We start from the raw sequence: 13333 nt of genomic DNA on the forward strand, positions 1-13333 counted from the left end.
CGAGGCGGACATCTTCGAGCCGGAGGCCCTGCTGAGCGACGAGGCCGTGCGCTCCGCGCTGGACTGGACCCGGCCGGTCGCGCTGCTGCAGATGGGCACGCTCCACCACTACAACGGCGAGGCGCTGCGCACCCGCCGCGACATCATGCGCGCGTACGTCGAGGCGCTGCCGCCCGGGTCGTACGTGGCGGTCAGTCACTTCCTCGACCCGGCGGACGAGTTCAGCGCGACCGCCCGGAAGATGGAGGAGATGTTCCTGCACAGCATGATGGGCAGCGGCACCTTCTCCACCCGGGCCGAACTGGAGCAGCTCTTCGGCGGCCTCGACATGGTCGCCCCGGGCCTGGTCCCGTGCGCCGACTGGTGGCCGGACGGCCCGCAGTTGAAGCCGAGGACGGCCGGTCAGCGCTGCATCGCGGGCGGTGTCGCCCGGAAGGCGTGAATGCGGGCGGACGAGCGCGAGTTCAACCCTTGCGAGTGATTGCCCGTGTACGGAGCGTTCTCTAGCCTTCTGTCGCGGGGAATGGTGGTCGATCGCGAATTGGGGTGCGACATGGCTGTGCGCGGTTCTCGGGCATTTCGTCGGATGTTCACGGTGATGGCGGCGTCGGCACTGCTGGCCGGCCCGTTCAGCACGTCTCGTGCGGTGACCGCGGGAGAGGTGGAGTTCAAGGCCTTCAGCCTCTGGTTCGACGTCGGTGACCTCTCCAACACCAACGAGTGCATCCCCGCCTGGGTGACCGCCCGGTACCGGGACGCCTCCGGAAGCGACACCTGGACCAGGCTGGTGCGCACCAACACCAACGGCTGCGACTCCGATCAGGAGCACCTGCAGAAGTTCGGCGACTTCCAGAACACCAACAGCCGGGTCAACCTGCTGGCCGGGCCCAAGCCGGCGAGCCACATCGTGTGGAAGGACCTCACCAGTCTGACCCTGACGGTGACCACGCCGAACACCCCGCCGGGGCGCCAGAAGAACGTGAAGATCAACCGGGAAGAGATCTGGGCCCAGGACACCGCCAACAACTGGCACAAGCTGTTCGACAAGCCCTACACGTACGTCTTCGCCGACGGCTACAACGATTTCGAGATGTTCGTCGACCACTGACCGTCGGCGGGCCGGCCGCCCGTGGGCGGCGGGCCCGCCGCAGCCGGGTCAGGAGGCGACGATGACGTCCGCCGGGCCGCCGATCTGGTCCCAGTTGGTGCCGCCGGTCCAGTGGCGGACGGCCTGGGATCCATTGTCGAGCTCGAAGATGCTGCCGGCCGCGTCCAGTGCGAACTGGCGGGCCGGGCCGCCGATCTCGTTCCAGTGGCCGCCGCTGCGCAGCCAGGCGTTTCCGGTGGTCGGGTTGGTGGCCAGCAGTCCCGCCGAGCCGGCCACGATCTGGCCGGCCTCGCTGCCGATCTGGTGCCAGCTCTTGCCGCCGGTCCACTCGTACACGCCGCTGAAGTCGGGGCTCAGCCCGTAGATCCGGCTGGACGGGTCGATCGCGAACTGCGCTCCGGGGCCGCCGATCTGGGCCCAGTTGTTCGGCTGACCGCCGTACAGGTAGACGTTGCCCGAGCCCGGCTCGATGGCGATCATCCGGCTCCCGCCCGCCACGATGTCGAGCGCCGGGCCGCCGATCTGCTTCCAGTTGGTGCCCGAGAGCCACTGGTACACGCCGCTGGAGTCGGGGCTGAGACCGTAGATCTGGCCGCTGCCGCCGACGGCGAACTTCCGGCCCGGGCCGCCGATCCGGGCCCAGTTGGCGCCGTCGTACTTGTAGACGTCACCGCTGGACGGATTGGTGGCGAGCAGCACGCCGCCGCCGGTGTAGATCTCGCCCGCCGGGCCGCCGATCTGCGACCAGCTGCTGCCGCCGTTCCACCGCTGGACCTCGGTGGCACCGGGGTTGAGGCGGGCCAGCATCGGTGTGTAGGTGGGGGCGAACCGCTGCTCCTCGGCGGAGGCCTGGGCCGGGGCGGCCAGCAGGGCACCGCCGAGCGAGAGCGCGGCCGTCAGTCGGAGGAACGTGCGGCCCAGGGAGCGGCGGGTCAGGGAGCGGCGGGACAGGGAGGGGAGTGACATCGCGGACCACCTCGATGGGTTCGGTGCGGGGACGCTCCGATGCTAGGACGGTCGTTGCGCGACAAGGGTCGTGCGTATCCGAATCTCGAACGCAAACCACTCGTCGGCGTGATCCGAACGGCGGTGCGTTGCCGGGCGGTGTGATCGTCCGTCCGGGCGGGCCGTTCTGACGGGACGTCAGGGCGCGGCGAGGTCCCACCGGGCGGTGATGGCGTCGGCCTCGGCGTGGTGTGCGGCGGAGGCCTCGGGGTCGCCGAGGAAGGCGGCCAGGTCGGCCAGGGTGGCGGCGACGGGGCGGATGGCGACGGTGTAGCCGGCGGCAGGGGGCGGGGCGGCGTGGAGGGGGAGGAGGGTGGCGTAGAGGGCGGCGGCGCCCGCGTGGTCCTGGAGGGCGAGGACGGTGGAGGCCCGGAAGGTGGCGTAGAGCTTGAGGAAGAAGTCGGTGGGCAGCGGGCCGGCCTGGGCGAGGACGGTGCGGGCCTCCTCGTGGTGGCCGGCGGCGCCGAGGGCGGCCGCGAGGACGTCCCGGGCCGGCGGGTACCGGTCGGCCAACCGGCGCAGGCGGGGGAGGAGTTCGGGCAGGCGGCCCTGCCGGCTGCGGATGGTGGCCAGGGCGATGAGGTGGAAGCCCTCCGCGTGCGGGGACCCCTGGGCGGCCATGCCGGCGGCCGCCTCCGTGTACAGCCGCTCGGCCTCATCCGGCCGCCCCGCGAGCACCGCCCGGACGGCCAGCGCGGCCCGCCCCACCACCAGCGCCTGCGGCAGCCGGTACGCCTGTGCGACCTCCGCCGCCTCGTCCAGCAGCCGGTCGGCCGCGGCGGCGGAGAGCTGCGCCGAGGCGCCGGTGAAGAGCCCGAACCACCGCAGCCCCGGCAGGTCGTGCGTGAGCGCCGGCTCGGCCAGTTCGGCACAGAGCAGCGCGAGCCGGGGCCGCTCCCGGTCCGCGTCCAGCTCGCGGAGCAGCGCGGCCAGTGCCCGGCCGCGACGGACGGGATCGTCCCCCGCGAGCGTCAGGGCCTGCTCGGCGGCGGCGCGGGCGCGCGGGTCCTGGAGGTCGGAGAGCTCGGCGCAGTAGGCGAGCAGCAGGTCGCACCGCACCGCGTCGGAGTGGCCGGGACGGGCCGACTCGGCGGTGAGCAGGGCGATCAGCGGCAGGTCCAGTTCCCCGTAGGGCCGGATCTGCCAGGGGGTGGGGACCGTCCAGGCGGTGAGCGCGGAGGCGAGCAGTGCGGGATCGCCGTGCGCGGAGTCGACGGCGAGCTGCCGGGTGGCCCGCGCCCGGGTGACGGCACCGGCGCGGACCTGGGCACGGAGCAGGCGGCCGAGCAGGTCGACGCGCTCGGCCGGGGTGGGGTCCGGGACGCGGTCGTAGGCGGTGAGGGCGGTGGTCAGGACGGCGGCGGCGGTGTCGTGCGCGTGCCGGCGGCCGGCCAACTCGGCTGCGGACAGGGCGTGGTGGACGGCTCGCCGGGCGGTGGCGGTGGAGGCCGCCGAGGCGAAGTGGTGGGCGAGTGCGGTGACGTCGGTGGAGCCGAGCCGTTCCAGGCCGTCGGCGATCCGGCCGTGCATCCGGCGGGCCCGAAGGGCCGTCAGATCGGCCAGCAGGGTGTCGCGCACCAGCGCGTGGACGAACCGCACCCGACCCGGCGACGGCTCCTCCAGCAACCCGGCCAGGACCCCGGCCTCCAGGGCGTCGAGCGCCTCCTCCTCCCCGGTCTCCGCAGCCGTGACCAACAGCTCGACCTCGGCCTCGGCGCCCACCAGCGCCGCCAGCCGGAGCACGGCCACGGCCGGGGCCGGCAGCCGGGCGAACCGACGCCGCACCACGTCCCGTACGCCCTGCGGGACTTCGCCCAGGGCCGCCGCCTCCCCGGAGGCGGCGAGCAGGCGTGCGCTCTCGCGCAGGTGGAAGGGGTTGCCGCCGGTGCGCTCGGTCAGGGCGGCGACGGTCTGCGGGCTCACCGGCGGGCCGGCGGCCGTGCCGGTGGTGTCGCCGCTGCCGTCGCCGGTGTCGGTGTTGGTGTCGGTGCCGAGGGCCGCGAGCAGTTCGGCGACGGCGGGTGGGGTCAGGCCGGGAAGGGGGAGGCGGACCGGTTCGCGGCGGGCGAGGCGGGCCAGGGCCTCGGTGAGGCCGGCGGGCGCCTCCTCGGCGCGGTACGCACCGACGATCAGGATCCGGGCGCCGGAGGGGAGTTCGGCCGCGGCGCCGAGCAGGGCGGTGCTCTCGCCGTCGGCCCAGTGCAGGTCGTCCAGGAGCAGCGCCACGGGGCGGCCGGGGTCGGGCTCGGCGCCTGCTTCGGACGCGGTCGTGGTGGTGGCGCCGGCCGTGGCGTCGGTCCCGGTTTCGGCCAACCAGGTGTGGACGGCGCGGTGCAGGCGGAAGCGGGCCGCCGCGCCGTCGCCCGGGTCGGCGGGCGTGGTGGGGGAGTCGTCGGAGAGGAGCGGGGCGAGGAGGGCGGACTGTTCGGGGGAGGGCGGCGCGGCCTGCGCCAGCTCCCTCAGGGCCTGCACCCACGGCCAGGCGGGTGGTGCTCCGGCGGAGTCCGCGGCCCGCCCCGAGACCACCAACCACCCCTCCGCGCGCAGTCGTTCGGCGAACCGGGCCAGCAGCGCGGTCTTCCCGAGCCCCGCCTCGCCGGTCACCAGGGCGAAGGCCGGCCCGGCGCCGGCGTCGGCGCGCGCGGCGGCAGCAGTGAGCTGGGCCAGCTCTGCGGCTCGGCCGACGAACGGTACGCGTCCGGTGAGCCCGGTCGGTGGTGTGTCGGTGAGGCCGTTCGCCGGAGCGTGGTCCACCCGGGTCGGGGGTGCGTCGGCCGTGGCTGTCCCACCGGCGAACGGTGCGCGTGCCGGAGCGGCGGTGGCCGGTTCCGCGGGGAGGCCGGCGGACGGAGCGCTCGTCGTGCCGGGAGGCGGAAGGGTGGTGGCGGCGGAGCCGAACACGCCGAGAGGGTCCGGGAGTCGGCCGGGCAGCAGGTCGGCGAGCGCCTCGGTGCGGCCCGACAGGACGGCCGACTCCAGCGCGGCGAGCGCCGGCCCCGGGTCGAGACCGGTCTCCTCCGCGAGGACCGCCCGCGCCCGCCGCAGCGCGGTCAGGGCGTCCGCCTGACGGCCCGCCGCCCAGAGCGCCAGCGCGTACAGCCGCCACCCCTCCTCCCGGAGCGGGGCGTCCCGGGTGAGCAGCTCGGCCTCCGGTACGGCGGTGGCCGGGGCGCCCGTCCGGAGGCGGGCCGCGACGGCCGACTCGCGGGCGTGGAACCGGAGTTCGTCCAGGCGGGCGATCGCGTCACGGGCCCACGGCTCGTCCGCGAACTCGGCGTAGGCCGGACCCTGCCAGAGGGCCAGCGCCTCGGTGAGCAGGGGGAGGGCCTGGTGCGGGGGTGCGGTGGCGGCCCGCGCCGCCAAGAGCTCGAAGCGCCAGGAGTCCACCGCCGCCTCGTCGAGCCGCAGGGCGTAGCCGGGGGCGGCGCTGACCAGCAGCCGGGCGGGGGTGCGCGGGGCGCGGCCGGGCTCCAACAGGCGGCGCAGGTTGGAGACGTACGACTGGAGGGAGGTCACCGCCTGGGCCGGGGCGGCGTCCTGCCAGAGCTCCTCGACCATCCGGTCGACCGAGACCACCCGGCCCCGCGAGGCCACCAGCAGGGCCAGCACCGACCGCTGCCGCCGCCCGCCCAGGGGCAGCGGAGCGCCGTCCCGTTCGGCCGTCAGGGAGCCGAGAACCGATATCCGCACCATCGCGCGCGCCATCCTAGTCGGACCGGCTCACGGACCGTCAGGTGCCGTCCGGGCGACGGGACCGGGGGGTCCAAGTCGTCTCCAAACCGCTTCCAGGAGGCCCCGGCGAAGCTCTTCACCATGAAGACCGAGAGCAAGACCGAGAGCAGGACCGAGAGCAAGACCGCGAGCAAGGGCCGGAAGACGACGGACGACCGCGTCCGCCCCGACACCCACGGCATGGTGGTCATCCACCGCGGCCTGCGCCGCGAGGCCGGGCTGCTGGCCGAACTCGTTGCCGCCGTGGCCCCCGGCGACACCGCGCGGGCCGCCGTCCTGGCCGCCCACCTCCGCGACTACCTGCTGGGCCTGCACAACCACCACCACGGCGAGGACGAGCACCTGTGGCCGCTGCTGCTCGGCCGGGTCGACCTAGAGGCCGAGGTGGTGCTGCGGATGGAGGCCCAGCACGAGCGGGTGGCCGCCACCCTGGCGGCGGCCGAAGCCGCGCTCCCCGCCTGGGAGTCGACGGCCGGCGAGGCGGAGCGCGACCGGCTGGCCGCCGTGCTCGCGGAGCGCCGCGCCGTCCTGGTGGAGCACCTGGACGACGAGGAGGCCGAGCTCCTGCCGCTCGCCGAGCGCCACCTCACCGCGGCCGAGTGGAACCGGCTCGGCGAGCACTTCCTGGCCGCGACGCCCAAGCCGAAGCTGCTGCTCTTCCTCGGCATCGCCCTGGAGGACGCCGACGCCGAGGAGCGGGCCGCCTTCCTGGCCGAACTCCCGCTCCCCGGCCGCCTCCTGTGGCACACCGTCGGCCGCTCGCTGTACGCCCGCTCCGTCCGCCGCGTCCGCGGCTGAACCGCTCGCCCGTCACCGAAGGAGATCCCCGTCATGAAGAAGCACCTCGCCACCGTCCTCGCCGCCCTCGGCATCGCCTTCGTCCTCTGGTTCGGCAGTGGCTTCCTGCTCACCCCGCAGACCATGGCCTCGGGCTTCGGCCTGCCCGACTGGCCCACCGAGCAGGGCACCGGCTTCCTCGCGGTCAAGGGCATCCGCGACCTGGGCCTCGCGCTGGTCCTCCTCGTCCTGCTGCTCACGGGCCGGCGGCGCTCGCTCGGCTGGGCGATGCTCGCGGCCGCGACCATCCCGATCGGCGACATGTCCCTGATCCTCGCCCGGCACGGTGACACCACCACGGCTCTGACCGTGCACGGCCTCACCGCCCTCGGCGTGCTCCTCACCGCGGCCCTGCTGCTCACGGAGCCGCGTGGGGCCACGGCGGCTGCCCGGCGGGCGGGTTGAGCCTCGCGGAGCCGCCTCAGACGGCGCCGACGGTCCGTTCGGACGGGGCGTCGGCGACGGAGGCCGGCGCGGGCCGGTGGCGGAGGGCGCCGGCGGTGAACACCAGGGCGCCGGTGAGGGCGGCGACCAGGACGAACGACGCCCTGAGCGAGACGGTCTGGGCGATCAGGCCGACGGCGGCGGGGGCGCTCAGACCGGCGGTGTAGGTGATGGTTGCCACGCCGGCGATCGCCCGGCTCGGTTCGGCCGTGCGTCCGGCCGCGGCGAAGGCCAGCGGGACGACGGTGGCGACGCCGATGCCGATCAGGCCGAACCCGGGAACGGCGGTGGCGGGCGAGTCGGAGCAGACCACCAGCAGACCGCCCAGCGTGGCGAGCCCGCCGCCGAGGCGGACGGTGCGGACCGGGCCGAGGCGTCGGACGGCGAGGTCACCGGTGAGGCGGGCGGCCGTCATGGTGGCGGCGAAGGCGGTGAAGCTGGCCGCGGCGACGGCGGGCGAGGCCCCGGTCACGTCGCGCAGGTAGACCCCGGCCCAGTCCATGCCGGCGCCCTCGGCGAAGACGGCGCAGAAGCCGACCAGGCCGATCGCGAGTGCCGAGCGGGGCGGGAGCGAGAGGCGCGGCGGTGCCTTCCGGGAGGTCTGCGGGCCGTCGGTGGGGTGGGCCTCGGCGCGCAGGTCGGGGAGTCCGTTGCAGGCGGGCACGGCGAGCGCGGTGAGCAGCACGGCGGTGACGGCCAGGTGGATCCGGGCGTCGAGGTGCTGCCCGGCCGCGAGCACCCCGAAGCCCGAGGCGATCAGGCCGCCGGCGCTCCAGAGGCCGTGCAGACCGGACATGACGGAGCGTCCGAGGTCGCGTTCGACCTCCACGCCCCGGGCGTTCAACTGCACCGAGGCCATGCCCGAGGTCGCGCCGTAGACGAAGAGCGCCGCCCAGAGGGCGGGCAGGTTCGGTGCGAGGGCGGGCAGGGCCAGTGACAGGCACCACAGGACCATCAGCAGCCGCATCGCCGACCGGGGTCCGTAGCGGTCCACCACCCGGGCGGACAGCGGCATCGCCAGGAAGGCGCCGATCGCCGGGGCGAGCAGCGCGAGGCCGAGCTGGCCGGCGTTCAGGCCCAGGTGGTGCTGGAGCCAGGGGATCCTGGTGACGAAGGTGCCGGTCACGGCGCCGTGGACGGCGAAGACCACGCCGAACCGGATCCTGGCCCGGCGGGCGTCCTGATAGCTGCCCATGGGATCTGGGCCCTCCCCTGATGAGTGAACGGCTGCGCTCTGACGGAGCAGAATTTATCAGGCAGGGTTCCTGATGAATAGTGGCGGTCGCCGTCCGGGGTGGGGTGCGCTCTTGACAGGTTGTCAGCTGAGGGGCGCTGATGTGTACCCACCGGTAATCGACCGGTGGGACGGAACGGCACCGAAGGGGGCGGACGGCTCATGGCACGGTCCGGAAGCACGGGGCACGGTACGCGGAGTCCGAAGCAGTACGACGTCGTGATCAGCGGGGCCAGCCTGGCGGGGTGCGCCGCGGCGATCCTGCTGGCCCGCCAGGGAGTCCGGGTGGCGCTGCTGGAGCGGCGGTCCGACCCGCAGGCGTACAAGGTGCTCTGCACCCACTCCCTGGTGGCCAGCTCCTACCCGGTCCTGCTGGAGCTCGGGCTGACGGAGGCCATCGAGGCGGCCGGCGCCCTGCACAACGACGCCCGCTGGTGGACCCGTTGGGGCTGGATCGAGCCCCAGGCCGCCCCCGGCGGGCCCGCCCTGCCGTACGCCTACAACCTCCGCCGCAGCAGGCTCGACCCGCTGATCCGCTCCCGCGCCGCCGCCACCCCTGGGGTCGACCTGCTGCTCGGCCACCAGGTCACCGGCCTGCTGCGGGAGGACGGGCGGACGGTCGGGGTCCGGGTGAGCACCCACGAGGGCGAGCGGGAGCTGCGCGCCCGGCTGGTGGTCGGCGCCGACGGCAAGGACTCGGCGGTGGCCAAGGGGGCGGGCATCGCCACCAAGCAGTACGAGAACGGCCGCTTCGGCTACCTCGCGCAGTACCGCGACCTGCCGCTGGCCGGGGGGATCGGCCAGACCTGGTTCCTGGAGCCCGACATGGCCTACGCCTTCCCCAACGAGGACGGCGTCACCGTGCTCGCGGTGCTGGTGGAGAAGAAGAAGCACCTGGCCGCCTTCAAGGCGGACCCGGAGGGCAGCTTCCTCGCATTCGTCCGCGCCCTCCCCGAGGCGCCGCCGGTCGACGGCGCCCGGCGGATCTCCAAACTGATCGGCACCGTCAACTACCCCCTGCAGAGCCGCCGTCCGACCGCCCCCGGCCTCGCCCTGGTCGGCGACGCGGCGCTCACCCCCGACCCGCTCTGGGGCGTCGGCTGCGCCTGGGCCCTGCAGTCCGCCCAGTGGCTGGCCGAGGCCGTCGGCCCGGCCCTGGCAGGCGCTCGCGGAGCCGACGGCCCCGGCCAGGGCGACCTGGCGAAGGCGCTCGCCGCCTACGCCCGGCGCCACCGCCGCAGCCTGACGGGGCACCAGCAGCTGGCCGCCGACTACGCCAAGGCCCGCCCGTTCAACCCGGGGGAGCGGCTGATCTTCTCCGCCGCCGCCCGCGACGCGGCGATCGCCCGGCACATGCACCGCTTCGCCTCCCGGCTGATCGGCCCGCTGCGCTTCCTCAACCCGGCGGTGCTGGCCCGGGCGGCCGTGGTCAACCTCAGGCACCGGCGCACCGCACCTGCCCGAGTCACCGCCCGGACCTGACGGTACGGCGGACGCGGACGGCACGGGGCGGCCCGCGGCCCCGGTGATCGGTAGCTTGACCGGCACCGGGGCGGCCGTCCGCCCCGGGCTCCGTGCGCTTCACGGCGCACTCCGTGCCCGTTCGGGAGGGACCGTCTTGCGGATCAACGTCATCGGCACCGGCAACGCCGGCTCGGCCCTGGCCGGGCGCCTGTCCGGCGCCGGGCACGAGGTCACCACCTCGAACACCGCCACCCCCGTCGCCGAGGCGGCCCGGCAGGCGGCCGAGGCCGAGCTGACCTTCCTGGCCGTTCCCTTCACCGCCACCCTCGCCCCCGAGGTCCGGGCCGCCCTGGCCGGCCGGATCGTGGTCGACGCCACCAACCCGCTCAGCCCCGACTTCCTCTCCCTGACGGTCGGTCACACCACCTCCGGCGGCGAACTGGTCGCCGAGGCCCTGCCCGGCGCCCGGGTGGTCAAGGGCTTCAACACCGTCCTCGCCGCCGCCACCGCGGCCGCCTCCTACGAGGGCCGCCCGCTGCTCCTGCTGCTCGCCGGCGACGACCGCGAGGCCGTCAAGGCCGTCGCGGAACTCGGCACCCAGCTCGGTTTCGACGCGGTGGACGCCGGCCCGCTGGCCACCGCCCGCTACCTGGAGCCGCTGGCCGAGGTGCTCATCCACCTCGCCTACGCCCAGGGCCTCGGCCCGGAGATCGGCCTCGCCCTCCTCCGGGGCGGCGACGCGGCTCCCTGACAGCGGGTCAGTTCGCGGCGGCGCGGTGCCTCGTGACGGCGGGTCGGTGCCTCGTGGCGGCGGCGGGGTGGCTCGTGACGGCGGGTCGGGCGTCGAGGCCGCTCTCCGGCCGCGTGGTAGCGTCGCGGCGTGACGGGGGCCCGATCGTGATCAAGGTACTGCTGGCCGAGGACATGCACCTGATCCGGGGCGCGCTGGTCGCCCTGATCGGCATGGAGCCCGACATGGAGGTCGTCGGCCAGGTCGCCACCGGCGAGGACGCGGTGGCCCGCGCCACCGAACTCCGGCCCGAGGTGGTGGTGCTGGACATCCAGATGCCGGGCCGCCTGGACGGGCTGGCCGCCGCCGTGGAGATCCACGCCGGGGCGCCCGGGTGCGGCCTGCTGATGCTGACCTCCCACGGCCGGGCCGAGACGCTCCGACGCGCGCTCGCCGCCGGGGCGCGCGGCTTCGTCCTCAAGGACGCACCGCCCGAGCAACTCGCCGACGCGATCCGCCGCGTGGCCGCCAGCGAGACCGTGGTCGACCCGGCCCTGGCCGCCGCCGCCCTCACCGCACGCCCCAACCCCCTGACCCCACGCGAGACCGAACTCCTCCGGATGGCCCAGGACGGCGCCGACCCGGCCGAGATCGCGGCCCGGTGCTTCCTCGGCAAGGGCACGGTCCGCAACTACCTGGGCGCGATCGTCACCAAGCTCGACGCCCGCAACCGCCTCGACGCCGTCCGCATAGCCGTCGACAACGGCTGGCTCTGACGGCCGTTCCGTTCGAGCAGGTGAGGCGGCCCTGACGGTCTGACGGTCGCGGTACGTTCCCCGGACCGCGAACGCGAGCGGGCCGCACGCCCCAGGGGGTGTGCGGCCCGCCGTGCTCGGCTCAGACCGTCGCGAAGGCGGTGAAGGCACTGGCCAGCGAACGCTGGTAGGCGTGCACCGTCCCGCCGTCGGCCGTGCGGCCGAAGAGCTCGAACCGGCCGTCCGCGTCACTGCCGACCACCGGGTCGCCGACCGTCTGCCCGCCGAGATCGCTCCAGCCGGACCAGGTGCTGTTCGGCGCGACCTGGTGGACGTTCATGACGGCGCCGCTGCCGTTGCGGACGAACAGTTCCAGGTTGCCGTTGGCGCACAGGACCGCGGTCGGGGTGCCGACCAGGTTGACGCCGCCGAGGTCCGCCCACTCGTGCCAGGTTCCGTTCGGCCTGAGCTGCCAGGTGGTGGAGATCCCGCCGCCCGCGTTCCGGGCGAAGATCTGCTGGGTGCCGTCCGCGTTGGACGCCACCGCGGGGTCCGAGACGACGTTGCCGCCCAGGTCGACGAAGCCCGACCAGGTGCTGTTCGGCGCCACCTGATGGGCCGCCAGGACGTGACCGTCGGCGCGCCGGGCGAAGACCTCCTGGGTGCCGTCGGCGTTCCGGCCCACCGCCGGCGTGCCGGTGAGGCCGCTGCCGCCGAGGTCGGCCCACTCGTGCCAGGTTCCGTTCGGCCTGAGCTGCCAGGTGGTGGAGATCCCGCCGCCCGCGTTGCGGGCGAAGATCTGCTGGGTGCCGTCCGCGTTGGACGCCACGGCCGGGTCCGAGACGACGTTGCCGCCCAGGTCGACGAAGCCCGACCAGGTGCTGTTCGGCGCCACCTGATGGGCCGCCAGGACGTGGCCGTCGGCGCGCCGGGCGAAGACCTCCTGGGTGCCGTCGGCGTTCCGCCCCAGCACCGGGGTGCCGGTGAGGCCGCTGCCGCCGAGGTCCGTCCACTCGTGCCAGGTGCTGTTCGGCGCGTTCTGGTAGCGGACCCGGAAGCCGCCGCTGCCGTTGCTCTCGACGTAGTTCAGTGCGCCGTCGGCGTCGTTGCCGATCTGCTTGCGGCCGACCGCCGCCTCGTCGTCGACGATCTTGTCGTAGCGCTTGGGGACGTAGTCGCCCCGGGGGTGGCCGTCCAGGTCCGGGGCGTCCTTGGAAGCGTGGGTGATCCGCTGTACCGGAGTGTCGCCGAAGGTGTAGTACGAGAAGTGGGTGCGATCGCTCTCCCAGGCGTCGAACAGGATCACGTGCTCCTGCTCGTCCAGCAGGATGTCGCCGGCCTTGAGCTGGCTCCAGCCGATCGTGTGGGAGATCAGCCCGAGCGTGCGGGTCGAGTAGTCGGTACCGGTGTGCCAGGCCATGTCCACGTAGCCGGAGCAGTCCCGCCGGTAGTTGCGGTCACCCGTCGGCCCGGGAGAGTACCCGCTCTGACTGTAGGTACCGGGTTTGTGGTCCACCCAGTACTGCGCCCGCTCGATCACCTCGCTCCTGGTGATCCAGCCGTTGACGTCGGACACCATGGCGGCCCGGGCCGGGAGTTGGAGGACCACCAGCGTGGTGAGGGCGGTGACCAGGACGGCGAAGGCGCTGATCAGACGGCGTATCGATGTGCTCATGGCAGGTTCCACTCTCGGTTGCTCGGAGGACGGGAACGGAAGGACGGGCGGCGCGCACAGCGGGCCGGGCGCCGGTGGGCGAGCTCCGGGGGCTCGGCAAGGGCCCGGCGGCAGAGCTCACGGGCCGTCAGCCCGGCGCCGGTCCGGTCGACGGCCTCGGGGAGGAGGCTGTGTCGACCCACCGTCGCCGGGGCGGGCCCGGCCGTGCTCGACGTGGTCGGCCAGGTCGGCACGGCTACGGAGCAGTGGTCATGCCACGCCGAGCAGCCAGGGTTCGGCGGGCTGGGCCATGTTCGTCCCGGAGCCGGTGGCGAGCCAGAGCCTGCCGTCGTTGCCCTTCCACGCGACC

Annotated in this window: 11 protein-coding genes; 7 read left to right on the plus strand and 4 right to left on the minus strand. The window is 74.6% G+C overall.

From position 1 onward, the window contains the following. Positions 1 to 442 (plus strand): SAM-dependent methyltransferase (locus tag ACWEPF_RS26880; protein ID WP_452174540.1); only part of this gene is annotated, 442 nt, incomplete at its 5' end. Positions 443 to 598: 156 nt separating this feature from the next. Further along, positions 599 to 1108, plus strand: a complete 510-nt coding sequence (locus ACWEPF_RS26885; protein WP_452174541.1) for a hypothetical protein — start codon at positions 599 to 601, stop codon at positions 1106 to 1108. 48 nt (positions 1109 to 1156) lie between these two features. Here the strand turns inward: ACWEPF_RS26885 and ACWEPF_RS26890 are convergent, their stop codons facing one another. Together ACWEPF_RS26890 and ACWEPF_RS26895 are read right to left on the minus strand one after the other, a co-directional pair. After that, positions 1157 to 2074 (minus strand): hypothetical protein, encoded by a 918-nt coding sequence (locus tag ACWEPF_RS26890; protein WP_452174542.1) that lies wholly within the window; start codon positions 2072 to 2074, stop codon positions 1157 to 1159. A gap of 177 nt (positions 2075 to 2251) precedes the next feature. Beyond that, positions 2252 to 5806, minus strand: a complete 3555-nt coding sequence (locus tag ACWEPF_RS26895) for a BTAD domain-containing putative transcriptional regulator (RefSeq protein ID WP_452174543.1) — start codon at positions 5804 to 5806, stop codon at positions 2252 to 2254. Positions 5807 to 5926: 120 nt separating this feature from the next. Here ACWEPF_RS26895 and ACWEPF_RS26900 point away from each other — a divergent pair, with 120 nt between their 5' ends. Beyond that, complete coding sequence (locus ACWEPF_RS26900) at positions 5927 to 6643, plus strand: hemerythrin domain-containing protein (protein ID WP_452174544.1); 717 nt, start codon at positions 5927 to 5929, stop codon at positions 6641 to 6643. Between the two features lie 33 nt (positions 6644 to 6676). After that, positions 6677 to 7087, plus strand: a complete 411-nt coding sequence (locus ACWEPF_RS26905; protein WP_452174545.1) for a DUF4267 domain-containing protein — start codon at positions 6677 to 6679, stop codon at positions 7085 to 7087. Positions 7088 to 7103: 16 nt separating this feature from the next. Here the strand turns inward: ACWEPF_RS26905 and ACWEPF_RS26910 are convergent, their stop codons facing one another. Then, entirely contained in the window at positions 7104 to 8321 is a 1218-nt protein-coding gene (locus ACWEPF_RS26910) for an MFS transporter (protein ID WP_452174546.1), read from the minus strand. 258 nt (positions 8322 to 8579) lie between these two features. Between ACWEPF_RS26910 and ACWEPF_RS26915 the strand changes: the two genes are divergently transcribed. The 3 genes from ACWEPF_RS26915 to ACWEPF_RS26925 all read left to right on the plus strand — a co-directional run bounded on the left by ACWEPF_RS26915 (position 8580) and on the right by ACWEPF_RS26925 (position 11330). Then, a complete protein-coding gene (locus tag ACWEPF_RS26915; protein ID WP_452174547.1) occupies positions 8580 to 9842 on the plus strand; it encodes an NAD(P)/FAD-dependent oxidoreductase in 1263 nt (420 codons plus the stop codon). A 136-nt stretch (positions 9843 to 9978) separates the two neighbouring features. Next, positions 9979 to 10575 (plus strand): NADPH-dependent F420 reductase, encoded by a 597-nt coding sequence (locus ACWEPF_RS26920; protein ID WP_452174548.1) that lies wholly within the window; start codon positions 9979 to 9981, stop codon positions 10573 to 10575. Between the two features lie 146 nt (positions 10576 to 10721). Continuing rightward, positions 10722 to 11330 (plus strand): response regulator transcription factor, encoded by a 609-nt coding sequence (locus ACWEPF_RS26925; RefSeq protein WP_452174549.1) that lies wholly within the window; start codon positions 10722 to 10724, stop codon positions 11328 to 11330. Positions 11331 to 11451: 121 nt separating this feature from the next. On the opposite strand, the gene ACWEPF_RS26930 is transcribed toward ACWEPF_RS26925, so the two are convergent. Further along, a complete protein-coding gene (locus tag ACWEPF_RS26930; protein ID WP_452174550.1) occupies positions 11452 to 12984 on the minus strand; it encodes a hypothetical protein in 1533 nt (510 codons plus the stop codon). Positions 12985 to 13333 lie beyond the last annotated feature (349 nt).

This window comes from Kitasatospora sp. NPDC004289 (genome assembly GCF_053602875.1).